At 39.6% G+C, this 23,171-nt stretch carries 22 protein-coding genes; 6 read left to right on the forward strand and 16 right to left on the reverse strand.

Annotation, left to right across the window (positions count from 1 at the left end):
- The first annotated feature begins 121 nt into the window (after positions 1–121).
- Positions 122–1,303 (forward strand): hypothetical protein, encoded by a 1,182-nt coding sequence (locus O0V13_RS08435; RefSeq protein WP_268034539.1) that lies wholly within the window; start codon positions 122–124, stop codon positions 1,301–1,303.
- A 4-nt stretch (positions 1,304–1,307) separates the two neighbouring features.
- The gene (locus O0V13_RS08440; protein ID WP_268034540.1) at positions 1,308–2,297 is read left to right on the forward strand and encodes a 2-hydroxyacid dehydrogenase; all 990 of its coding nucleotides are present in this window, start codon (positions 1,308–1,310) and stop codon (positions 2,295–2,297) included.
- 53 nt (positions 2,298–2,350) lie between these two features.
- Here O0V13_RS08440 and O0V13_RS08445 read toward each other — a convergent pair whose 3' ends face one another.
- From O0V13_RS08445 to trxA, 13 genes are all read right to left on the reverse strand, one after another.
- On the reverse strand, positions 2,351–2,545 hold the full coding sequence (locus O0V13_RS08445; protein WP_268034541.1) for a cold-shock protein: 195 nt from the start codon (positions 2,543–2,545) through the stop codon (positions 2,351–2,353).
- Positions 2,546–2,547: 2 nt separating this feature from the next.
- Entirely contained in the window at positions 2,548–2,796 is a 249-nt protein-coding gene (locus tag O0V13_RS08450) for a cold-shock protein (RefSeq protein WP_268034542.1), read from the reverse strand.
- Between the two features lie 8 nt (positions 2,797–2,804).
- Positions 2,805–4,007 carry a DEAD/DEAH box helicase gene (locus O0V13_RS08455; protein ID WP_268034543.1) on the reverse strand — a complete coding sequence of 401 codons (1,203 nt, stop codon included), beginning with the start codon at positions 4,005–4,007 and terminating at the stop codon, positions 2,805–2,807.
- The gene (locus tag O0V13_RS08460) at positions 4,004–5,002 is read right to left on the reverse strand and encodes a fatty acid desaturase family protein (protein WP_268034544.1); all 999 of its coding nucleotides are present in this window, start codon (positions 5,000–5,002) and stop codon (positions 4,004–4,006) included. Before O0V13_RS08460 ends, O0V13_RS08455 begins: the two co-directional genes overlap by 4 nt.
- A 429-nt stretch (positions 5,003–5,431) precedes the next feature.
- Positions 5,432–6,772 carry a hypothetical protein gene (locus O0V13_RS08465; protein ID WP_268034545.1) on the reverse strand — a complete coding sequence of 447 codons (1,341 nt, stop codon included), beginning with the start codon at positions 6,770–6,772 and terminating at the stop codon, positions 5,432–5,434.
- A 3-nt stretch (positions 6,773–6,775) separates the two neighbouring features.
- Positions 6,776–7,825: a c-type cytochrome gene (locus O0V13_RS08470; protein WP_268034546.1), complete on the reverse strand. Its 1,050-nt coding sequence runs from the start codon at positions 7,823–7,825 to the stop codon at positions 6,776–6,778.
- Between the two features lie 114 nt (positions 7,826–7,939).
- Positions 7,940–8,668: an acyl-[acyl-carrier-protein] thioesterase gene (locus O0V13_RS08475; protein WP_268034547.1), complete on the reverse strand. Its 729-nt coding sequence runs from the start codon at positions 8,666–8,668 to the stop codon at positions 7,940–7,942.
- The gene (locus O0V13_RS08480) at positions 8,665–9,822 is read right to left on the reverse strand and encodes an MFS transporter (protein ID WP_268034548.1); all 1,158 of its coding nucleotides are present in this window, start codon (positions 9,820–9,822) and stop codon (positions 8,665–8,667) included. Before O0V13_RS08480 ends, O0V13_RS08475 begins: the two co-directional genes overlap by 4 nt.
- 260 nt (positions 9,823–10,082) lie before the next feature.
- On the reverse strand, positions 10,083–10,577 hold the full coding sequence (locus O0V13_RS08485) for a DUF6691 family protein (RefSeq protein ID WP_268034549.1): 495 nt from the start codon (positions 10,575–10,577) through the stop codon (positions 10,083–10,085).
- An 18-nt stretch (positions 10,578–10,595) separates the two neighbouring features.
- A complete protein-coding gene (locus tag O0V13_RS08490; protein WP_268034550.1) occupies positions 10,596–11,177 on the reverse strand; it encodes a YeeE/YedE family protein in 582 nt (193 codons plus the stop codon).
- Positions 11,178–11,199: 22 nt separating this feature from the next.
- A complete protein-coding gene (locus O0V13_RS08495) occupies positions 11,200–12,603 on the reverse strand; it encodes a hypothetical protein (protein ID WP_268034551.1) in 1,404 nt (467 codons plus the stop codon).
- Between the two features lie 98 nt (positions 12,604–12,701).
- Positions 12,702–14,123 (reverse strand): MBL fold metallo-hydrolase, encoded by a 1,422-nt coding sequence (locus O0V13_RS08500; protein ID WP_268034552.1) that lies wholly within the window; start codon positions 14,121–14,123, stop codon positions 12,702–12,704.
- Positions 14,124–14,212: 89 nt separating this feature from the next.
- On the reverse strand, positions 14,213–14,533 hold the full coding sequence (trxA, locus tag O0V13_RS08505) for a thioredoxin (protein ID WP_073572212.1): 321 nt from the start codon (positions 14,531–14,533) through the stop codon (positions 14,213–14,215).
- Positions 14,534–14,694: 161 nt separating this feature from the next.
- On the opposite strand from trxA, the gene O0V13_RS08510 reads away from it, so the two are divergent.
- Together O0V13_RS08510 and O0V13_RS08515 are read left to right on the forward strand one after the other, a co-directional pair.
- A complete protein-coding gene (locus tag O0V13_RS08510) occupies positions 14,695–17,682 on the forward strand; it encodes a glycosyltransferase family 117 protein (protein ID WP_268034553.1) in 2,988 nt (995 codons plus the stop codon).
- Between the two features lie 64 nt (positions 17,683–17,746).
- The gene (locus O0V13_RS08515) at positions 17,747–18,274 is read left to right on the forward strand and encodes a DinB family protein (RefSeq protein ID WP_268034554.1); all 528 of its coding nucleotides are present in this window, start codon (positions 17,747–17,749) and stop codon (positions 18,272–18,274) included.
- A 1-nt stretch (position 18,275) separates the two neighbouring features.
- Here O0V13_RS08515 and O0V13_RS08520 read toward each other — a convergent pair whose 3' ends face one another.
- The gene (locus tag O0V13_RS08520; RefSeq protein ID WP_268034555.1) at positions 18,276–19,052 is read right to left on the reverse strand and encodes a class I SAM-dependent methyltransferase; all 777 of its coding nucleotides are present in this window, start codon (positions 19,050–19,052) and stop codon (positions 18,276–18,278) included.
- Positions 19,053–19,113: 61 nt separating this feature from the next.
- Here O0V13_RS08520 and O0V13_RS08525 point away from each other — a divergent pair, with 61 nt between their 5' ends.
- Together O0V13_RS08525 and rlmB are read left to right on the forward strand one after the other, a co-directional pair.
- Positions 19,114–20,349 carry a GWxTD domain-containing protein gene (locus O0V13_RS08525; protein ID WP_268034556.1) on the forward strand — a complete coding sequence of 412 codons (1,236 nt, stop codon included), beginning with the start codon at positions 19,114–19,116 and terminating at the stop codon, positions 20,347–20,349.
- Positions 20,322–21,098, forward strand: a complete 777-nt coding sequence (gene rlmB, locus O0V13_RS08530) for a 23S rRNA (guanosine(2251)-2'-O)-methyltransferase RlmB (RefSeq protein ID WP_268034557.1) — start codon at positions 20,322–20,324, stop codon at positions 21,096–21,098. The genes O0V13_RS08525 and rlmB overlap by 28 nt, the downstream gene beginning before the upstream one ends.
- A 12-nt stretch (positions 21,099–21,110) precedes the next feature.
- On the opposite strand, the gene O0V13_RS08535 is transcribed toward rlmB, so the two are convergent.
- Both O0V13_RS08535 and O0V13_RS08540 read right to left on the reverse strand, forming a co-directional pair.
- Positions 21,111–22,184: a mannose-1-phosphate guanylyltransferase gene (locus O0V13_RS08535; RefSeq protein ID WP_268034558.1), complete on the reverse strand. Its 1,074-nt coding sequence runs from the start codon at positions 22,182–22,184 to the stop codon at positions 21,111–21,113.
- A 7-nt stretch (positions 22,185–22,191) separates the two neighbouring features.
- A complete protein-coding gene (locus O0V13_RS08540; RefSeq protein WP_268034559.1) occupies positions 22,192–23,160 on the reverse strand; it encodes a KpsF/GutQ family sugar-phosphate isomerase in 969 nt (322 codons plus the stop codon).
- Positions 23,161–23,171: the final 11 nt, after the last annotated feature.

Below are 23,171 nucleotides of genomic sequence, written 5' to 3' on the forward strand. Positions count from 1 at the left end.
TTGCGGTGGTTTGAATGTACGGAATCCCTCATAATTTAGAAAAAGAATTCTAATGGATGGATAAATCAAATTAGGATTGTATATTCAACGAAATAAAAGTAGATAAACTATATTTTAAATAATGAATTTCAACCAACACCCACTTGCCTACTTCCTAGGTTTCTTATCGACAGGAATTCTTCTTTACTCCTGCTCTGAATCTGACACCTCCATTAAATCGGATCAAAGTAGTGGAAACTATCACATTGAGAAAATAGACTCTTTTGAAGTAAATAACCTGACACGGGTAATCATTAGGGATTACTCACCTGAAGAAAAAAAATATCTAGGGTATGCCATGGTGGAAGATGATTTTCTAGAAATATCTGAGGAAGGGGAAATTCTAAAAAGAGCACATAAAAAGGGGGAAGGTCTCGGACTTTATGGCAATTGGAACCCTATTGGAATGGGTTTTGGACCAAGCGGAATGAGAATTGCAGAATTGCCTTTTTCCATTTTGGCCTACAATCGAGATTTCGAAGAAATTTATCGTCAGAGAATCCAATCTCCTCTTCCTATTCGAGGTTTTGGTCCTATGGGCAGAACCGAATATTATCAAAATCAGGATAGCACCTATTTTTTGGTAGGACCTAGTAATTACCTATCTGCACACTACTTGATTCATAATGAGGAAGGGAGAGATACGCTTACTAACTTTTACTCAATCAACATCCAGTCAGGCGACATGAAATCCGTCCTTCCATACCGAGAGGAGTCCATATATAAACAAACTCTAGATATCTATCCAGAACTGATGACCAAAAGCTTTGTGGTAGATCATGAGACAAATGAATTATTGGTACTTCACGGATTGGAGAATAAAATAGAGGTTTATTCTTTGCCTTCCTTGGACTTCAAAGAAAGTATTCCTATCGACCATTCAGAGTTTTTGGAGTATTCTCCAGTTCCAATCGGAATAAACTCCAATGATGATAGACTTACTGCATTACGCCTCATGTCCGGAAGAAATCAAAACCTGATTCAGATCGACAAAGACTTATTTTTGATCAAATATTTTACAGGCGTAACTGAAGGGCAGTTTAATACAAGAAGAGGTCAAGATGCCATCTATTCTCCCGCAAATGACACCAAAGAGCAAAAAATCCTTCTAATTTCTGGAAGGAAGCAAGTTGCGGAATTAGAATCCATTCCAGGAAGTATCTTATTTGGACTTGGAGATGGCAAATTTTTGGTAGTAGAACCAGAAAATACCGAAATTGAGGAAGAGGTAACTCGCTTTTCTATCTACCAAGTTCAAAACTAAGCCTATGCGAATAGCTTTTTATAGCGCAAAATCATACGACAGAGACAGCTTCAATCTTTTTGAAAATCAATTCGGACATCAAATCACCTTTTTCGAGGCCAAGCTAGACAAAGACTCTACTTCCTTAGCTGAAGAGCACGAAGTCGTTTGTGCATTTGTCAATGACATCCTAGACAAGCACGTTCTCAAAAAGCTTAAAACACGTGGTGTCAGGCTAATTGCACTGAGATGTGCTGGATACAACCAAGTGGACTTGGATGCCGCCAAAGAATTGGGACTCCCAGTAGTACGAGTACCAGTTTACAGTCCTGAGGCAGTTGCAGAGCATGCATTTGCTTTACTCCTAACCCTAAGTAGAAAAACGCACAAAGCCTATAACCGGGTCCGTGAATCTAATTTCTCCCTGGAAGGATTAACAGGTTTCAACCTCCACGGAAAAACATTTGGAGTGATAGGAACAGGTGCCATTGGAAGAGCTTTTTGTAAGATAGCCTTGGGTTTTGGAGGGAAAGTACTAGCCTATGACTTATTTGAAAATAAGGAAATGAAAAAACTGGGAATCCAGTATCATGGAATCAATGAGTTATTCTCAAAATCAGACATTATTTCTCTCCATTGTCCTTTGACCCCTGAGACAAAGCATCTAGTTAACGGAGATGCAATCCAGCACATGAAGGAGGGAGTTGCCTTAATCAACACCTCACGAGGAGCTTTAATAGAAACCAAATCAGTTATTAAAGCTTTAATAAGCAGAAAAATCGGTTATCTGGGAATTGATGTTTATGAGCAAGAGGAAGATTTATTCTTCAAAAATCTCTCTGAGCAGATCCTACCAGATGAGCAGATCTCCAGACTAATGACTTTTCCAAATGTCCTAATTACAGGGCACCAAGCTTTCCTGACAAAAGAGGCCTTGGGTCAAATCGCCCAAACAACTTTAAATAACATCTCAGAATTTGAGGATGGCAAAAAACTTACCAATGAAATAGGGTAAAAAAAATCCCCGGGCTTGAGGGCCCAGGGATTTTACCATTAAAAGTATAGTGATTATCCTACCACTTTCACTTTAGTAGCATTAACACCTTTTTTTCCTTGAACTACGTCATAGGTTACTTTGTCATTTTCACGGATTTCGTCGATAAGACCTGAGATATGTACAAATACATCTTCTGTACCGTCTGCTGGTGTGATAAATCCGAAACCTTTGGTAGTGTTAAAGAATTTTACTGTTCCTTCATTCATGATTACTCTTTGTTACTGTGTTGTTTGTTATTGAATTTTTGATTTTTTGATTTATTTGTTGGAGGGACCTCTTCTTCAGGTGGAGTTTCGGTTATGTTACCAAATCTATCTACATAAGCCATCATATCTTCCAGATCCCCGCTTTTTGGCTGCTCTTTTCTAGCCAGTTTTTTTTCTAATTTTTCCTTTTGTTTTCTTTTCTTAAGTTCTGCTTTTTGTTTTTTAATAAATGCGTTTTGATTTTTTGACATATAGTTTTTTAGTTGACAAATGTGATGGCATGACCGGTTTTTCCTGCCCGGCCAGTCCTTCCAATTCTGTGGATATAACTATCCATAGACATCGGTAGCTGGTAATTGATCACGTGGGTCACATCAGCTACGTCTATACCTCTAGCTGCCACATCTGTGGCAACCAGTACTCTTGATTTTCCTTCCTTAAACTCCTCAATCATTCTATTACGGAAATTTTGAGATTTATTTCCATGAATCAACCCTGAAGGTATTCCTGATTGATTCAGTTTTTTGCAAACTCGATCTGCCAGTCTTTTTGTCTCAGTAAATAAGATTACTTTTTCCATTTCAGGGTTTTGAAAAAGATCCTGTAAAACAGCCATCTTATCCTCCCCCTCTTTTAGGTAAACCACTTCCTGATTAACATTATCACTCGAATGCCCTCCACTGTTGACTTTCACCTCAACCGGATTACTCAAAAGTCCATTGATAAGGGATTGTTGATTGGCATCCAAAGTAGCACTGAAAAGCATTGTCTGACTCCTTAGTTTCATTGGAGCTACCAATTTTTTAACATCATTGACAAAGCCCATATCCAACATTCTATCAAACTCGTCCAAAACCAAAGTTTTCATCCATTGGAGCTTGAGAAGTTTCCTGCCATAAAGGTCTAATAACCTTCCCGGAGTCCCCACTACGATCTGAGGGTGTCTAAAGAGCTTTCTTTCGTCTGTATTGATATTGGTTCCACCTATAAATGTGGCTGAACTCAATTTCATCCCAAGTGTCATACTTTTAAACTCCTCCTCTATTTGTAAGGCCAATTCCCTGGTAGGTGCCACAATCAAGGCTTTGTAATCCTTAGGGTTTGCCAAAGCTTGTTCAATAATAGGAATCAGGAAAGCACAAGTCTTACCAGATCCAGTATTCGAAATGCCCATCAAATCTCTTCCTTCCAAAAGTGGTTGAAAGGATTGCTCCTGAATTTTGGTAAGCATGGAATATCCTTTTGCCTCCAAATTTTCTTTCAATCTTTCCCCTATTTCCAAAGAAGAAAATAAAGTAGATGACTTGAACTCAACTTCTTCTTGGGGAACCGCTTTTTTCACCAATAACCTAGGGTCTAACTTAGAGACCTTGGGTTGTTTGGCTGATCTTCTTCTGTCTTTTTTGGGGCCAGAAGAGTCATTCCTTCTTTTATTAGATCTATTCTTAGGAGCTGAATTCATTTTGTATAACTTTTAGCTGGCTCCATTTCAGGACTATTACCCAAGAGGTAAAGCATTTTGAAATGATCGTAAACCGCTCCTAAAAAATGGGGCTTTGAATAATAAGGAATTTGAAACTCCTCAGCGGTAGCCTTTACGATTTTTGATATTTCCCGATAATGAACATGACAAATATCCGGAAATAAATGATGCTCAACTTGATAATTTAACCCTCCGATATACCACTCCAACAGTCTAGATTTTGGAGCAAAGTTGCAGGTTGTTGCCAATTGATGGAGCATCCGTTCTCCTTCCACAATCCCTTCTTCATTTGGCAATGGAAAATTAGCTTCAGGCACCACATGAGCAGTCTGGAAGATCAATGTGATTACAAAACCAGTCACAGCATGCATAGCCACATATGCCAATAAAATCTCCCAGACAGGAAACGGAGCAAATATCAATGGCAATCCTAAAGCAACAAGAAAATAACCAATCTTCCAGCCTATTAACTTTAATACAGTTTTTCTATATGCGTTTTCTCCTTTCACCAATCCCATTTTGTGATACCTTTTCAACCTCACGAAATCTTTTACAGTAATCCAAGAGAGAGTTGAAAGAGAATAAAAGAATCCGGCATATAGATGCTGATATTTATGTAGTGCATTTTTCTCAGCATTTGGAGAAAACCTTAAAAAGAAGGGGGCATTAATATCATCGTCGTGTTCCTCAATGTTCGTAAAACTATGATGAAGTACGTTGTGTTGGATTTTCCAAATAGTCGAATTGGCCCCAACCATATTGAGGGTATATCCAAGCCATTTATTGACTTTTTGATTTTTAGAATATGAACCATGATTTGCATCATGCATGACACCCATACCTACTCCTGCCATCCCTAACCCGGCAAGAATAAAGCAGACAAACAATTGGAAAGTAGTTGTGGCTATTCCAATTGTGACCAAAGCTAAAGGAACAAGATACAACGATAGTAGCAAAATGGTTTTGAGAACCATCTTCCCATCTCCGTACTTGGACTTTCCTGTGCTTTCGAAATGGTGATAAACTCGACTTCTGAGAGTTTTTGAGAAATCAGAAAGGACTGATCTAGAGAATCTTACTGGCTTGATAGACTTTGTGTTAATTTTGTTTTTATTTCCAATATAGGAATTTGCTGCAGGTTTTAAATCAGAATTACAATAATTCGGAATTAAAAAAGTAGAAAGAAAGAATTAAAACCTAAGCAAAGGAGGAACTCTGAAATTGCTACTTAAACAGGTTGGTTTACAACGCTAAATTATTTTTCAAAACGATCCGAACTTTTTCGGCTCAATTTGGAAGCAAAGGTGCAGAGAAGAATCGATGTTTCCTAATCAATTAAAAAACAAATTTGATCTCTCCACCTTTTAACTCACTGATATTCAATATTTTTTTTTCACTACCCCTTAATTTAACCGCCAATTCACAATAAAATTTACGTGAATCATCTCCACTTTATTGTAACGCTGAGCTGCTGAAAGCTCCTCATCACCAATTGCTTCTTTATTCATTACCAACAGATGGAAATCCCAAGCTTTTAATGTTTCAGGATCATATTTCACTCCTAAGTTCAACTGGCGATAAGACGGAAACGCATATTTGTTTGCCTGGAAATCTGACACATCCGGAAGCCAATGAAAGCCCAAATGAGAGTAAAACCCCCATTCCTTATCCGGTGAATACTCCAAATAAGCTGTCAAAGCTTCAACACTTTTATATCCTTCATTTCTTTCTCTAGGAATAAACGTGTACCATGCATCTTTTCCCCATTCACGAGGACTTAACCATCTCCCATCTCCGCCTAGTTTGGTAAAGTTAAGATGACTTAGAATTTTGCCTTTTTTTACCCCAAAACGTCCTGAAACAACCCAGTTTTTATCTTTGGGATCTTTGTACCTCAAAAGAGGATCAGAATTCCCGCCATTTTCCACACCATGCTGATAGCCAAACTGGAGCCCAGTTATCCAAGTCATATCACCTTTTGATTTCCAACTATTTTGCCACTGGGTCCAATAAGTTGCAAACAGATTTTGAGCCCAAGTATGAGACAGATCAAACTTCCCAATTTGAGACTTTTTAGATACCTCAAAAACCGTAATTCCATCACTTTTGGTATTTCCAAAATACTGGGATGGCTGACCATTTACATCTCTTGCTACAGGAAATATTCCGACAGTCTCTCCAGGTCGAAGCCAGTCTTTCGTCCCTCTTACACGCATCCGATAAATATACCAGGCTGCTATTTCCCAACTTTTTTCAGGACGGTAATTGAAAGTTGCCCCTTCTATCATGGTTGGCGCAAGTCGTCCATCTTGAGGATTTATCCAAGGAGTATTGATCCCCATTCTTCCTACTCCAAAATCAAATTTTTCTGATTCATAGTTTAGAGAAAGATTTTCCCAAGACCCAAAGGCTCCATCCCCAGGATTCAACAAATCATATAAACCTGTTTCGTATCGATTTCCTCTATTGGTTAAGGGATCCGGTTCCCAGATCTCAGAACTCCAAACATTGAGGAAACCACGATAAGATACTTTGGCAGACCAATGTTCTCCATAACTCAGTTTTGTTCCTACACCAAGAGAAGTCCCCAGAGCAAAATCATTCTTAAAATCATCAGGATAAGAGGTGCTCATCCAAAAGGTCCGGAAGTGAAGGTCGGGCTTGATTTCAAACTTCTTTTCAGACTCTTGAGCATGACTCCAAAGGGGAATTAAACTAATAATCCCCAGCAATAAGTATCTCATGAATTATTTGGACTTGGCTTCTTGAATTGGTTTGAAAGGACCGAATTTGTGCTGGGTTTCAGAGAAAGAGTCGCTATAGGGCCCAAATGGATGATCCATCGGCTTCTTAGAAATATCTGGCCAATCATTTGGGAAGCTTCGATCAGGTCGATCCAAGCTATTCACATAGGCTGCTACATCCCAAGAATCTTCATCCGTAAGAATAGGGTTCTCATAAGTGGCTCCAAAAGGCATATTTGCTTTTACATACCCCGCAAATCTTGACATTCTAAACAAACCAGCCTTTTGGTTATAGCTATGTTCTCCCCAAAGTGGCGGATAAGTATAACCACTTCCGTCTTGCTTTGCTAAACCTTGACCATCCGGGCCATGGCAGCTTTGACATTGTCTATCGTAGACTGATTTTCCCTTGATAGGATCTGCGGCTCTATCCAAAAGGGGTAGTTCATATATCCCCGCTCCTGCAGGCTTTTCACCTTTAGGCACATCCTGACCCAGCCAATTCATATAAGCGACCATTGCTACCATCTCCTTATTATTTGCGGGCAGCGCATCACCATTCAAACTCCTTTGAAAGCAACCATTTATTCTATCCACCATATCCTCTGACTTTCCTGATCTACCTCTTACTTTTGGATAAGTAGACGCTACAGCAGAATAGTTATTACCCAAAGGAACTGTTCCAGCTTGAAGATGACAGTTTTGACAATTCAACCCATTGCTTATCTTCTTTACTTTTCCATTAGGCCCCAGGTAGGCAGCTGTATTGGCAATCAATTCTTTTCCGTATTTGATATCTTCAGCATTTGGTTCAGAATCGACCGAGGCCCAATCTGGAGCATGCCACATTTGGGCAGGATCAGCCAAAGCTTTAGAAACAGGAACTTCAGGTACTGGAAGATTTACTTCAGCAATTTGCTCTTCAGTAAAAGAAGGTAACTGAATCCCGGAGTAGGACATAAACACTACCCCTCCTACTACTCCTACGAGCGCAGTAGCAAGGGCTAAAAGTCCAACCATCAATGTTATTAACTGTAAAAAGGGTTTTCCCATTTTTTTGATTTTCTTTTTCTTACCTACAAAATTGCATGAATTTTGGGCCAAAAAGCTGTGACTTCCATCACACCAAATTCAAATTAGGCATCAATCCAAAAAAATCCGAATTTCTTAAAGTGATTCTAAACTCACTTCCACTGAAAAGGATGTTTTCCCTTCAACAAAACCCATTACAAAAAATGCATTTTCGTCTTTAAACAGCTGAAGTGTCACCTCATCCCCCAACAGGCATTCAGAAAGGTAATTGATACTAAATTGTTTTACATGAGGAACCATATCATAAATCAAATCCTCCACCCAGCGAACGTAACTGGTATTATTGACATGATCATAAAGATCCAAATCCGAGGCTTTGACTTTAATCGTCTCCTCCTTTATTAGCTCACCATTTTTGATGATTTTCCCAGGTTGCCATTCCGGTTTCAAGGCTGGATCAAAAAGTTCTACTGGTAAAACCATTTCAGGACGGAGCATCTTTTTTGAATTCGAATCAAGCAATAACCAAGAGCTCATCCCTCTCACCAAAACATTCCCATCCAAATCCCTCATCAGAAACTCCCTAAAGGCAAAAATCTTATCAACTCCTCTTCCACCAGTAAACAATTCTACTTTTTGTCCCCATTTCGGCATTTGAAACAACTTCAACTCCAACCTCGCTAATACCCACATTTGATTGGCTTTTGAGAGATTTCTCCCAAAATCCTGCGAATCAGCATGCTTCCAAGCTATTTCCTGCAACAAATCAGCCAGTCCTTTGATCCTGAGACTCCCCTTTGGATTGACAAAAAAGGAATTGATCTCAAAGTTCTTTTGAAACTGAAATGATTCGGGGTACATCATGAAGCTGTTTGATTTGGGAAAAAGACTTGTTTTCTATAGGTAGCCAAGAAAGCGATACCTAAACCATTGATTGCAATCAAAGCAAAGGAAGTTTTCAAATCGAACAAATCTGCTATAAAACCAATCAATGGAGGACCTAATAAGAAACCGAAAAACGAAATTGTAGAAACCAATGCCAATGCAATGCTCGGCGAATACAATTTAGATCTACCTGCAATACTGTAAGAAAGTGGAATAATGGATGCGACTCCCAAACCAACCAAAAGAAACCCAAATGTGGCAATTCCAATGGTCGGGAATATCACTCCTAAAGCAAGACCAATAAAGATTAAAATACCAGAGAACCTGATTACTGCTACTTTGGTGTATTTGGCTGCGATTTTATCCGTGATAAATCTACCTGAGGCCATTGCTCCCATAAAGGCCACATAGCCAAGAGCAACTAAACTTGGATCGGTTTGGATCACTTTTTTGAAATAAACCCCACTCCAATCGAACATACACCCTTCGGTCATCATTCCTAGAAAAGATATCACTCCTACTCGGAGCAAAAGGTCATCTGGCTTTTTCAAAACTAATCCACCAGCTTCAGAATCTTTCTTTTCCTTCACAATATAGCTATGAGCTTGGGAAATGATAATCAAGGAAATCCCAGTCACTACTAAATAGTGGATTCCCGGGCTCAAATCAAGAAATATCATCGCTGCACCAATTCCAGCTCCTGCAAATCCTGCCATACTCCAAAGTCCATGAAAAGAAGCTAAAATACTCCTCCCGATTTGATCTTCGAGATCTAATGCCTGAGTGTTGAGAGATATATTCATGATGTTTCCCAGCATTCCGAAAAGCACTAAGATTGGTACTAAAATCCAGATTTGTGGGCTAAATCCAATCAATGGAAGAACCATGGAATAGATAATACTTCCAATCAAAATCACTCTTCTGCTTCCGTATTTATGGACAGACCATCCCGCAATCGGAAGCCCCAGCATGGAACCTACTGGCAAAAACAATAAAAGGGTTCCCAATTGCCCCTCAGAAAGCTCAAACTTGGATTGAATATCTGGAATCCTTGCCGCCCAACTGGAAAAGCAAAGTCCAAGAAAGAAAAATAGACTTCCTAAAGCTATTCGTCTTTTGGTAAGGGGTTTCATAAATTGTGTTAAGGTTTGATAGGCGATTCAAAATAAGTAAGAATCAAGCAATAATCCCCTGTATTATTCTTTGTCTTTTGCAAAAACAATCTGAGATTGCCTTGGTTTAAAAATAAAGCACAGTTATGGAGTTTGTAATCGTAGGGACCATTATTATTTCGGCCATTTTATTGATCCGATTTATAATTAAAAAAGTGTTTGATTGAAAAAGGCCGTGAAAATAAATCCACGGCCCCATACCTAATTCTCCTGTGTTAAGTTTAATTAGGCAGTTTTCTAGCAAACTTTCCATAAACCCATGTTCCTGCTACCGCAGAAAGTAGAGTTACTAAGATCACTGTAAATCCACTTCCGATCTGAGCGAAAAGAGGACCCGGACACGCACCAGTCATTGCCCACCCAAGACCGAAGATAAATCCTCCGATTACCTGTCCTTTTCTAAATTCTTTTTTCGGGACTTTGATCTTTTCCCCATGGATGGATTTAATATTCAATCTTTTGATCAATTGAATAGAAATAATCCCAGTAATTATCGCTGATCCAATCACACCATACATATGGAAAGATTGAAGTCTAAACATTTCCTGAATTCTAAACCAGGATATAATTTCAGCTTTGACAAATACGATTCCGAATAGAATTCCCAAAATCAAATATTTGATCAATTGTACCCCATGTTCACCTTCTTGCTTTAAGTTTGGTGCTACGCAGTGAGGATCCTGCACATCAATTTCTTTTCTATCTGCTACTAACATGTCTTTTCAATTTTTTGTTTAAAATCCTACCAACTTCATCAATGGCTCTAAAAACACATGTGTCATCAAGAAACCACCAATCATAAAGAAAGTGGTTGCCAAAAGAGATGGCCACTGCAATGAGCTAATCCCCATGATCGCATGACCAGAAGTACAACCTCCGGCATATCTGGTTCCAAATCCCACCATAAATCCACCGATCACAAAGAACAACAGCCCTTTAGCTGTAAATAGATTTTCCCAAGAGAAAATATCAGCAGGTAGTAAACTTGTGAAGTCAGTCACTCCCAATGCTTTCAAGTCATTTTGAGTGGCTTCAGAGATTACAATGGTCTCAGGGTTTGCAAGGAAATTCGTGGCGATAAAGCCTCCAATCAATACTCCTAAAACGAATAGGAGGTTCCAGATTTCTTTCTTCCAGTTGTATTTGAAAAAAGGAATATCTGCAGGCATACATGCAGCACAAACGTGTCTTAATGAGGAAGATATCCCGAAGGTCTTATTTCCTAAAATCAATAGCGCCGGGACTGTGAGCCCGATCAAAGGCCCCGCCACATACCATGGCCACGGCTGAGTAATCCAATCCATTACTTGGTTCATTTTTATTTATTTATCTTTTTTTTTAAAATCTGTAATCTAGGATCAGGTTGAAATTCACCATATCAACTCTGTTAATCACATATTCAAGAGGTATTTCTCTTTCAAATGTTTCCTTTTTTGCGGCTACCAAAAGTTGGAGATCCAACCCTTGAAAGAAGCCCTGAAATCTATAATCAGCTAATCCAGAGAAGTGGAGATAACTAGGTATCCCATACTTATTCAACTCTAGATTATGTATATCAGGTGTTTTCACGTGAGAAGCACCTATTACTAATCGAAATCTATCTTCGAACATCTCATGTTCATACTGCGTCATCACCGCATGAACACCTCCAAGTCCTTCAAATCGTTCTCTTGGAAGACTTGCAAAGAACTGTTCTCTTCCCCATTCTCGTGGGAAAAGAAATCTTCCTTGATTTGAAATCCCCAGATAATTCAAGGTCCATTGAGAATGAGTCCATTTCAAACCTCCTCTCAATCCAACAGCAGCTGAAGTTTCGCCAGGAAGTATGTAAGCGTATTCTGGATTAGAATTACCGCCATCCTTGATAGCAGACTCATACAATCCTTGAACTCCCCAAACCAAATCGGCACTTGATCCAGTTTCATAATTCCCTTCGGCTTGTAATAAGCTAATGGCAAACACTCCCTCAGAGAGATAAGTCCATGACTTGGCTTTCCAGTTGTGTTCATTCCATTCAGCTCCAAATACTCCAACACCTTTTGTATGAATATGGTGCTTATAACTCTCCTCACCTCCTTCTGGGTTCCTGCCAGTTGCATAAAACCCAAAGGAATCCTTGATCGGAAGCCATTCCAAAGAGCCTCTAGAAATCACATGTGTAAACCAAGCACTTTTCAAGTTCAATTTTTCGTGATTCCAACTGAAGGAGGCTCCGCTAAATAGATTGGGTCTCATTCGATTGTCTGAAGCATTTAGCAAAGGACTATCGAAATGATGTCTTCCTAGCCAAGCTGATACTTCAGGTGTTTCGTAAGAAATGTAAAACTCCTCCAACCTGTCCATGTCTTTATGATTTTCTGGGTGATGGACATCATAAAGCAGGATTTCATATCGGTTTGGCATTCCAGTGATTGGATCTAATGAAGTGATATTGTTTTCATAATGTCTGAAAACAAAAAAACCACTAAAGCCAATCCCAAATCCTTTCCATCTTGGTGAGAAGTAACCAAGGCCAGCTCCTGTACCCCAAGTGGAGTAATCAGTTAAAGCTCCTTGATTCACAGTTCCCATGAAGAACGTCCTCAGGTGAAATTCGAAGTTTCCACTTTTCAATACTTTCCCAAACAACTTTTTGTCTGGGTCAATCGCTTCTGACTCTACTTCATGGTGCTGGGCAATGATAGGGGTGGTGCACCAGAAGAGGAGAATCAGTACTGCAAATTTCGCTTGTATCTTTCGCATTACCTTGTGACTTTAATCACATGGAAAATCCACTAACTAAAAATGGCAAGCCCGAAGGCTCGCCATTTCATTTTTAAGCAGCTTTTCTCTATGTCAAATCAGAGCAATGTAGTAGGACAAACGTAATCTGTCACTTTAAACTTGCCTGATTCCTTGATGGATTTGAAACCACCAGCAACGTCAATTAAGTTATCGTATCCTCTCGCTCTCAAGATAGAGTTGAAGATCATAGAACGATACCCACCTGCACAATGCACATAATATGTTTTGTCTTTATCGACTTTTAGCATACTGTCATTGATGTAGTCAAGCGGTGCATTTTCTGCATCCACTACATGCTCAGACAAATACTCAGAATTCTTTCTTACGTCCAAGATATGGGCCTCTGGATCATTAGCTTGAATCTTAGCAAGCTCATCTACAGAGATTGAAGTAATGGAATCCACTTCGCTTCCAGACTCTTTCCAAGATTTGAAACCACCTTTGATATAGCCTAAAGCATAATCATATCCAACTCTAGCCAATCTGGTAATCACTTCTTCTTCTCTTCCTTCCTCGGCTACCACCAAAATCTCCTGCTTCACATCTGGAATCATCGCTCCTACCCATACTGCGAAGGACCCATCGATACCGATATTGATTGAATTAGGGATAAATCCTTTAGCGAATGTCTGAGGATCACGTGTATCCAAAATCATCGCCCCGGTTTCATTGGCTACAGCTTCAAATTCTGCAGGAGTCAATGGCTTCACACCTCTTTCCAATACTTCGTCAATGCTATCATATCCCTGGATATTCATCATTACATTCTGAGGGAAATATGCTGGAGGAGGAGTCAATCCTGTCAATACTTCTTTGATAAACTCTTCTTTGGTCATATCCTGAAGAGCGTAATTGGTTTTCTTCTGATTACCCAAAGTATCAGAAGTCTCTTTACTCATGTTTTTACCACAAGCAGACCCTGCACCGTGTGCTGGATAAACGATCAAATCGTCTGGCAAAGGCATCAATTTGTTTCTCAATGAATCATAAAGATGACCCGCCAATTTTTCCTGAGTCAAGTCCTTCACTACTTTCTGCGCCAAATCAGGCCTTCCCACATCACCGATGAACAAGGTGTCTCCAGTGAAAATTGCCTCAGCTTTTCCTTCTTCGTTGTATAGCAAATAACAAGCTGATTCCATTGTGTGACCGGGAGTATGGATCAATTTGATTTTAGCTCCACCGATTTGAAACTCTTGGTTATCTTCTGCAATGATCGCATCAAATCCCATTGTCATTCCAGTTGGACCGTAAACGATCTTTGCTCCTGTCTTTGCTGCCAAGTCTTTGTGTCCTGAAACGAAGTCAGCATGGAAGTGCGTTTCAAAAACATATTTGATTTTCGCATTTCTTCTTTCAGCTTTCTCGATATAAGGCTGTACTTCTCTCAAAGGGTCGATTACAGCAGCCTCACCATTAGACTCAATGTAATACGCTCCTTGAGCTAGACATCCGGTATAGATTTGTTCGATTTTCATATGTTTGCTTTATTAAATTTTTCGCTTTTAAACTTGATCAAAATTAGGTTGATGACAGATGATCCAAAATGACTTTTGTCACATTGAAATCAAGCATTTGCTGTCAAATGAGATTCCAGAATTTTCACCAACTGATGAGCGGGGACTACTCCAGATTCTCTCCATAAGATTTTTCCATGTTGGAAAAGTATCAAAGTAGGCACTCCTCTAACCTGAAAATTACTGGCAGCCAGCTGGTTTCTATCCACATCTACTTTTACAATCTTCACTTTACCACCCAAAGCTTTTGAGGTTTCTTCTAGAATCGGCTGCATCATCTTGCATGGACCGCACCAGGTAGCAAAAAAGTCTACCAAAACAGGTGTATCACCATTTATCAGCTCTTGAAATGTTTTTGGTTGCGTGCTCATATATTCAGAATTTTAATTTCAAAACAAAGATAAAACCACTGGTCCTAATTTGTCAGTAATAATTATCACAGGACAAGAACAGAGGGAGGTTTTAAAAAGTGCTAAAAAACCCAGACTTGGGAATAAATTTTATATTTTCGTCCGTCAAAACTACCTCATTAATGCTCAAATTCAAGCAAATCAACAATATCACCGGGTGGGTGGTATTTGTATTGGCTACTTTGGTTTATATATTGACCGTTGAACAAACGGCGAGTTTTTGGGATCCAGGAGAATTTATTGCCGTTGCCTATAAGTTGCAAGTCCCTCACCCTCCAGGAGCACCTTTCATGCTTTTGGTTTATCGAATGTTTAGCTTTCTTGCCTTTGGTGATCCGCTACAGGTGGCCTATTGGATGAATGTTGGGAGCGCCTTGTTTTCAGGCTTCACTATTCTATTTCTGTTCTGGTCCATCACCCTCTTTGGGAGAAAGCTATTCGCCATCGAAGAAGGGAATGAGACAAAGGGTCAGACCATCAGCTTAATCGGTGCAGGAATCGTCGGTTCATTCATTTATGCTTTTTCCGATAGTTTCTGGTACTCAGCTGTAGAATCTGAGGTGTATGCCATGTCATCCTTCTTTACAGCTATCGTTATTTGGGCAGTATTGAAATGGGATGTTATCAAAGATCCAAGAGAGGAAAACAAATGGATGATTTTCATCGCCTATTTGGTTGGACTTTCTATCGGTGTCCATCTGCTCAACTTGGTGACACTACCTGCATTGGCTTTGATTTACTATTTCAAAAAGTATGAAAAGCCAAACCTAAAAGGTGCTTTGATCGCCATGTTTTTTGGTGGCGTAGCATTGATTATCATCAACAATATTATTATTCCTGGCTTGCCAAGTATGGCAGGTTCTACGGAGATTTTCTTTGTAAATAGCCTTGGACTTCCTTTTGGATCAGGTATCATCTTCTTTATTATCCTGTTCTTTGCAGCCTTGTTTTATGCCTATCGCTATTCCAGAAAAAAGGAAATGGCAGGCCTGAACACTATTCTTCTTTCCTTGATTTTCATCTTGATCGGATATAGCTCTTATGCATTGATCGTCATCCGTGCAAATCAGGATCCTGTGATCAATGAAAATGCTCCAAAGGATATCATCTCTTATGTCTCCTATCTTAAAAGAGAGCAGTATGGATATAGACCATTATTGCATGGGCAATATTTCACTGCAGAGCTCATTGATCAGGAAGAAGGGGCACCTATTTATAGAAAAGGGAAAGACAAGTATGAGATTGCGGATTATGAGTTAAAAAACACTTACAATCCAGAGAAAACCACCATCCTTCCAAGAATCTATTCAACTCAGGAAAATCATAAAAGGATTTACCGCGAGAAACTAGGATTGAGAGAAGGCCAACAACCTACTTTTGGTGACAATATCTATTTCATGTTGAGCCATCAATTGGGGCATATGTATTGGAGATATTTTATGTGGAACTTCTCTGGCAGAGAAAGTGACTTCTCTGATGCTCCTTGGATGGGAATTACGGATGCTTTCTCCGACAAATACCCCGATTATATCTTAGAAAATAAAGGACATAACAATTACCTCATGCTCCCTTTGATTTTGGGAATCATTGGTTTGTTCTTCCAAGCCAAAGCAGATCCAAAGTCCTTCTATGTAAACATGATGCTTTTCTTGATGATGGGCGTCGTACTAGTATTGTACCTGAACTCTCCACCAGTGGAGCCGAGGGAAAGAGATTATATATATGTTGGTAGCTTTTATGCTTTTGCAATCTGGGCCGGTATGGGAGTTTTAGCCCTAGCACATATGATTGGCAAAGCCACCAAAAACCTTGCGACTGCAGGTATCATAGCTACCTTGATCACATTACCTATTGCAGGATTGATGGGTACACAAAACTGGAATGACCACGATAGACAAGGACGATATTTCTCCGTGGATTCTGCTAGAAACTTCCTTGCATCCTGTGCTCCAAACGCCATTCTATTTACAGGTGGAGACAATGACACCTTCCCTCTTTGGTATGTACAAGAGGTAGAAGGTTTCCGTACGGATGTTCGGGTGATTGTTTTGAGTTATTTCGATACGGATTGGTATGTCGAGCAAATGACCAATCCTGTGAATGAGTCAGAAGCCCTTCCTTTCTCCCTTACCGAAGACAAATTCCAAAAAGGAACCAATGACGTCATCTTTGTGATGGAAAGAGAAGGCCTAAATGCCATCTCTGCCAAAGAATATTTGAAACTTTTAAACTCTGGATCAGATCTATTGAAAATGCAGACCGGAGGAAAAAGCCAGCTTAACATGGTCCCTTCTCGTAATTTGATTATGGAGGTAGATAGTGCCGCAGTTTTCAACAAGGATATTATCCCGGAGGAATTCGCTCCATTATTTACTCCTCAAATCAATCTTCAGGTAAAAGGAAGCTATCTCACCAAAGGCAATTTGATGTTGGTAGATTTGATCGTGAACAACAATTGGGAAAGACCGATCTATTTCAATAATACTTCTCTTGCTACTATCGGAATCAATCTAGAAGATCATGTTGTAATGGAAGGCTTGACTTATCGACTGCTTCCTGTTCGAAAGCCTAATTATGTGAGAGAGGAATTGGTAAATGCAGACTTGGCATACGAAAACTACATGACCAAATTTGCCTTTAGAGGAATGGATGATCCAAACGCTTATCTGGATGAAGAATATCGTCGATTTGCTTCCAACCATAGGAGTGCGATCAACAACATAGCTATCGCCCTTTTGGATGAGGATAAAATGGACAAAGCAGCCACAATCTTAAATTATGGATTGGAAGTGATGCCAAATGAAGCCATACCTTATGATCTATCAAGTGGACAATCTGTACCACTATTCTTCGAAGTTGGTGAAGAAGAAAAAGCACTTGAAATCATCGATGTAATTTCTAAGAAATCCTTGGACATGATTGAATTCTACACCAAGGAAAATAGAGATTATGATCGTGAAATGATGATTTCCATTGAGATGATCAAATACTTTATTCCACTATTGGAGGAAAGAGGATATCAAGAAAAAGCCCAAGAACTCAAACTAAGGTTAGAATCCTTGATTGGTCAACAAAGTCAATCCCCAGGAGTATTAGACAGAAGAGATTAATAAAGAGAAAGTCAGGTTATCCTGACTTTTTTTTTTGAACTTATAGTAGAAAACCTATGTACCCATGAAAAACCTACTACTTATAAGTTTATCACTGCTCTTTTTTTCCTGCGGAAAGAAAGTCTCAAGGCCCCCAGTTCAAGAGCTTATTACCGAACAGCTTAAAAACTCTCATTCAAATTCTGAATGGTTTGTTTCCTTTAATCAAGCAGTAAAAGGCTTGAATGTGGATCAGGCTAATTGGAAGGACAGTACAGAAAACCATTCTATATCACAACTAAGTTCGCACCTGTTATTTTGGAACAAACGGATTTTGAAAGCATTCAAAAGAGAGAATGTTGAAGAGTTTGAAGGAGAAAATACAGAAACATTCGCCTTGCTCGACAGTGTGGCCTGGGAAAAAACCAAAGAAGATCTGGATCAAGTGATGATCGAAATGGAAGAAGCCGTTGCGAACGCCACCTCTGAGCAATTGGAGGGATGGACTACAAGTCTTGCAAACGTTGCCTCACATAATGCCTACCATACGGGTCAAATCCTATACATCCGAAAAATGAAAGGCTGGTGGGATTCCTCCCAAGGCGTTCAATGATTTACTTTTTCCAAAGGATATAAAAAAGATCCAATCCTTCTTTTGGATCCTCTACTACTGGAAAGTCTTCATGCGTAATTTGAGTAACAGATTCACCTTCTTGCTGATGAAGCTTGTTTCTATTCACCCTATTGAGGATTTCATAGGGCATTCTCAGAATCCAATTTGGAAGTTTATGTTGCAAATCAAGGACATCAAATCGCATGATCTTTTGAACAGACTTTCTATTTGCTTCATGATAATCCCAAACTTTTTGATTTCCACCAATTCCTTTTGCTTCCACTTTATCAAAAATTCCAGCGCTCAAATCAATCAATTGTTGTGGTATATATTCTCTGACATGCCAGGGGTTTCGGGAAAGAGTATGGGTGTTATTTGGGGTAGATATAATAGCTTTCCCTCCCGGCTTCAGCATTCTGTAGATTTCTTCCAGAAAAAGCTTGTCGTCTTGGATATGCTCGATGACCTGAAAACTTACAATGGTATCATAGGAATTGTCGGTAAAACCTTCGAAAGGGGGAATGACAGCTTGCCTAAAATCAACTCCTGGGAACTTTTCCTGAAGACTGGAAATCACTTCACCTATCTTATCAATCCCAACATAGCTAGAGGCTAAAGGCAAAAGGGTTTCAACCCCTCTTCCCTCTCCACATCCGATTTCCAACAAATCACCACTAATCCAAGGCTTAGCCGCAATGTATGCTTTTAACAGTCGTTGATGAATTGGATTATCGCTCACCAACTTGTCAGAGGCGATTTCCGTTGTATAGGTAGCCATGTAAAATTTTACTATTTTGGCAAAAGTAAGGTTAATTTTTAAAACCAGATATGATCACCCGATGAAGCTTAAACCAATTAACATTCTCTCACTTTTTCTTTTTGTACTAGTACTTCCTTTTTCATCATTTGCACAAAACACACTTAGCGATCTAAACCAGGCCCTGAGATATTCCAGGTACTCAAGGATTGCCTTGAAGATCATTCCTATTAAAAAGGATGCTAATACCTTTGTAGCTCAGATGGTGGTAGAAAAAATCGAAGAAGAGCCCTCAATAAATTCTTACAGCTTCTCTTACGCAGTATTGTCCAGCTATAGTGATGAAATTGATTCTGAAAACTCCAACATTTTAATAGAAAATGATCTGAGATATGATACTGATCGGCACTGGGTATTTGAAAAAGAAATTACAGTCCCGGCAGGCCAAGAAACCGCGATATTATTGTTTTCGGCAACAGATACCCGCCAAGGAGATCCATATTATTATCAGGTTGACTTAAAAAGTCCATATGTTTTTGACCAACCAAGCTTCGGAGCTTATTACGCCAATAACGTTCCTTTTGATCAAAATTATTTGACCGCCGGTGAGGCTTTGCTTTTCAAATCTACCCAAGGGCCAAATCTCCATAGCTTCTATTATCCAATTGACTTTGACGTACCTTATCCTCCGATGGAAACCAAGCCTGCGCCAGTTCCCAAAGAGGTAGAAGTAAATGATGAAGGAGATTTCTTGGCAAATGTTCCAAAGGATTTGGATCAATTGGGATACTATTTTTTTCAGCAAGATACAGCCGCAAGTTCAGGTCTTTTGATCAAAACAACTCATGAAGCTTTCCCAAAAGTGAAAGATTGGGATGAGATGGTTCAAATGGTCACTTATATCTCCACTCGCAGAGAGCACGAAGCTTTATTGATGGCTGAAGATAAAAAGAAGGCATTAGACGAATACTGGATCAACTTGACTCGAAATCCTGACGTGGCCAAAGATTTAATCAGGGAATATTTCCGTCAGGTAGAATTTGCCAACATTTTATTTACAGACTTCAAAGAAGGGTGGAAAACGGACAAAGGCATGGTCTATATCGTAATGGGACCACCTCAGGAAGTTAATTTTTACCAAGACCGAGAAATCTGGTCTTACGTAGGGATAGACGAGAGTTCAAAAATTCGCTTTACCTTTGCACGGGTAAAAAATATACTCAACCCACATTATTACACTCTAAACCGATCTCGTGCCTATCAGCCGATTTGGTTTAAAAACATATCCCAATGGAGAAGCGGAAGGATGGCTTTCTAATCGAGCGAGGAGCTCACGATAAAGACTTTATTTTTGGCACCAGAGCTGTCATGGAAGCAATCCATGCGGCTAAAGAGATCGATAAGGTCTTGGTTCAAAAAGAACTGAACAATGACTTGATCAAAGAATTGCTTCAACTTTGCAAAGCTTCAGGAGTTCCTGTAGTTCGAGTTCCAGATGCAAAACTTAATCGAATCACTCGCAAAAATCACCAAGGCGTCATTGCCCAAATGTCAGCAATTACTTATGCCTCACTGGACAATGTAATTGACAATTGCTATGCGATAGGAAAATCGCCTTTGATTCTGATCTTGGATCACATTACAGATGTCAGAAACTTTGGAGCCATAGCGAGAACCGCAGAATGTGCAGGAATCGACGCGATAGTGATCCCGGAAAAAGGAAGCGCTCAAATCAATTCTGACGCGATCAAAACTTCCGCTGGGGCACTGAACTTCATCCCTGTCGTGAGAGTCAAAAATCTCTTCTACACATGCAGAGACATCCAAAAAATGGGCTTGACTTTGGTCGCAATCACGGAAAAAACAGACAAAATCATGTATGAAGCTGATTTCGGAAGTCCTGTAGCGATGGTGATGGGTTCTGAGGAGGATGGAATTTCTCAGGAGATCATGGGAATAGTTGATGAAAAAGTGAAAATCCCAATGGCAGGCAACATCGAAAGCCTCAATGTCTCGGTATCGGCGGGAATCGCCATATACGAGGCCATTAGACAGCGAAAAGCATAAAAAAAGAGGACTTCAAACGAAGTCCTCTCCTTTTTTGCGGGCATTGGATACAAAGTTCCTGAATTTCTTTTCCCCATCTAGAGGACAAATTAACAGCACATTATCTGTTTCATTGACCAAGTAATTTTTCAAACCTTCCACTACGACCAATTTCCCAGAATTGACACTGATAAAGCTATTTTCAGTATCATAAAGAATCGCATTCGCCTCCACCACATTATTCTGCTTGTCTTTTTCTCGGATTTCATGGAGACTGTTCCAAGATCCCAAATCAGACCAACCAAAATCACCTAAGATTACAAAGACATCGCTTGACTTTTCCATCAACCCAAAATCGATGGAAATATTTTTTACCTGCAAATACGCTTTGCTTACAAAATCACTTTCTTTTTCTGTTCCAAAAACCTCTAAACCTTCGTCAAAAATCTCTGAAATATCGGGCATATGTTGCCGAAGTGCATAAATCAAACTACTGGATTTCCAGACGAACATCCCTGAATTCCACACAAAATCACCACTTTCCAAAAATGTTTTGGCAAGTTTCAAGTTGGGTTTTTCAGTAAAGGTTTTCACTTTTCTGGCGTCATCTCCTTTTCCTTCATGGTATTGAATGTATCCATACCCTGTTTCTGGCCGATAAGGCTGAATGCCTAGTGTAACCAATCTTTTATCGATTTGAGCAGCTTCGACAGCCTTTTCGATAGTTTTTAAAAATTTGACTTCTTGCAAAATCAAATGATCTGCAGGAGTAACGATCATTGTCGCTTCTGGATCAATAGAATGAATTTTATAACCTGCATAAGCGATACATGTGGCCGTATTTTTACGATTCGGCTCGCTCAGAATCTGATGATCCTCCAGTTCAGGTAGTTGCTCCTTGACAAGTCCCACATACTTTTTGTAGGTAATCACAAAAAATTGCTCCTTATCTGCCATTCCCCGAAAGCGGTCATAGGTCATTTGCAATAAAGACCTGCCAGTTCCGAGAATATCTAAAAACTGCTTGGGCTTTTTTCTTCTGCTATAAGGCCAGAAACGGGACCCAATGCCCCCAGCCATGATGATTATATAGGGTCTATTTTGCATTCAAACATCAAACAATTCCTTCCTTCATTAACTCATGAATATGAATAAATCCTGCAATATTTTCTCCATCCATCGCTACCAGCTGCGTTATATTATGATTGCGCATCATATTTAGCGCACGAATGGCATATTCGTCTTTGTCAATAGTTTTGGGGCCGCGAGTCATGATATCTTCAGCTTTGAGTGAAGCTATGTCCAAAGACTTTTGAAGCATCCTTCTTAAATCCCCATCAGTAATAATTCCTAAAAGTTTTCCCCCTTCATCAGCAACAGCGGTAGCTCCCAATCTCTTTCCAGAAATTTCCAAAATCACTTCTGCAAGACCCGCTTCTTTGGAAACTATTGGAACTTCGTTTCCTCCGATCAAATCTGCTACCCTTAAATATAACTGTTTTCCCAAAGATCCCCCGGGATGGTATTTGGCAAAATCTTCGGATGTAAAACCACGAGCCTCCAATAAACAAACCGCCAGGGCATCTCCCAATGCCAAATGGGCTGTAGTACTGGTAGTTGGTGCCAGATTGTTGGGACAAGCTTCTTCCCCAATAGTCGCATTCAATACATAATCTGCCTGTTCCGCCAAATAACTTTGAGTATTACTGACCAATGCCACCAATTTAGAGCCCAACTTTTTCAACAATGGAATTAAAACTTTGATCTCCGGAGTATTGCCACTTTTTGAAATACAAAGGACTATATCTTCATCTTGAATCATACCCAAATCCCCATGAATGGCATCAGCTGCATGCATAAATAAGGCGGGTGTACCAGTGGAATTTAAAGTTGCAACCATCTTATTACCAATGATTGCGCTTTTTCCTACACCAGTAATTACCACCCTCCCTTTGCAGTTTAAAATCTGCTCTACACAAGCTTCAAAATCCCCATCTAAATAATCAATTAGCTTCAAAATTGCATTCGATTCATTTTGCAAGACACGAGCCGCTGTATTTCTAATATTTTTAGCTAAATTCAATTTTACCTGCG

It is taken from the genome of Algoriphagus sp. PAP.12 (assembly GCF_026652115.1).
In the GTDB taxonomy this organism is placed as follows: Bacteria; Bacteroidota; Bacteroidia; order Cytophagales; family Cyclobacteriaceae; genus Algoriphagus.

Coding starts and splice junctions, on each gene's coding strand:
- O0V13_RS08435 (WP_268034539.1), top strand. CDS start 122: ATGAATTTCAACCAACACCCACTTGCCTACTTCCTAGGTTTCTTATCG.
- O0V13_RS08440 (WP_268034540.1), top strand. CDS start 1,308: ATGCGAATAGCTTTTTATAGCGCAAAATCATACGACAGAGACAGCTTC.
- O0V13_RS08445 (WP_268034541.1), bottom strand. CDS start 2,545: ATGAATGAAGGAACAGTAAAATTCTTTAACACTACCAAAGGTTTCGGA.
- O0V13_RS08450 (WP_268034542.1), bottom strand. CDS start 2,796: ATGTCAAAAAATCAAAACGCATTTATTAAAAAACAAAAAGCAGAACTT.
- O0V13_RS08455 (WP_268034543.1), bottom strand. CDS start 4,007: ATGAATTCAGCTCCTAAGAATAGATCTAATAAAAGAAGGAATGACTCT.
- O0V13_RS08460 (WP_268034544.1), bottom strand. CDS start 5,002: ATGGTTCTCAAAACCATTTTGCTACTATCGTTGTATCTTGTTCCTTTA.
- O0V13_RS08465 (WP_268034545.1), bottom strand. CDS start 6,772: ATGAGATACTTATTGCTGGGGATTATTAGTTTAATTCCCCTTTGGAGT.
- O0V13_RS08470 (WP_268034546.1), bottom strand. CDS start 7,825: ATGGGAAAACCCTTTTTACAGTTAATAACATTGATGGTTGGACTTTTA.
- O0V13_RS08475 (WP_268034547.1), bottom strand. CDS start 8,668: ATGATGTACCCCGAATCATTTCAGTTTCAAAAGAACTTTGAGATCAAT.
- O0V13_RS08480 (WP_268034548.1), bottom strand. CDS start 9,822: ATGAAACCCCTTACCAAAAGACGAATAGCTTTAGGAAGTCTATTTTTC.
- O0V13_RS08485 (WP_268034549.1), bottom strand. CDS start 10,577: ATGTTAGTAGCAGATAGAAAAGAAATTGATGTGCAGGATCCTCACTGC.
- O0V13_RS08490 (WP_268034550.1), bottom strand. CDS start 11,177: ATGAACCAAGTAATGGATTGGATTACTCAGCCGTGGCCATGGTATGTG.
- O0V13_RS08495 (WP_268034551.1), bottom strand. CDS start 12,603: ATGCGAAAGATACAAGCGAAATTTGCAGTACTGATTCTCCTCTTCTGG.
- O0V13_RS08500 (WP_268034552.1), bottom strand. CDS start 14,123: ATGAAAATCGAACAAATCTATACCGGATGTCTAGCTCAAGGAGCGTAT.
- trxA (WP_073572212.1), bottom strand. CDS start 14,533: ATGAGCACGCAACCAAAAACATTTCAAGAGCTGATAAATGGTGATACA.
- O0V13_RS08510 (WP_268034553.1), top strand. CDS start 14,695: ATGCTCAAATTCAAGCAAATCAACAATATCACCGGGTGGGTGGTATTT.
- O0V13_RS08515 (WP_268034554.1), top strand. CDS start 17,747: ATGAAAAACCTACTACTTATAAGTTTATCACTGCTCTTTTTTTCCTGC.
- O0V13_RS08520 (WP_268034555.1), bottom strand. CDS start 19,052: ATGGCTACCTATACAACGGAAATCGCCTCTGACAAGTTGGTGAGCGAT.
- O0V13_RS08525 (WP_268034556.1), top strand. CDS start 19,114: ATGAAGCTTAAACCAATTAACATTCTCTCACTTTTTCTTTTTGTACTA.
- rlmB (WP_268034557.1), top strand. CDS start 20,322: ATGGAGAAGCGGAAGGATGGCTTTCTAATCGAGCGAGGAGCTCACGAT.
- O0V13_RS08535 (WP_268034558.1), bottom strand. CDS start 22,184: ATGCAAAATAGACCCTATATAATCATCATGGCTGGGGGCATTGGGTCC.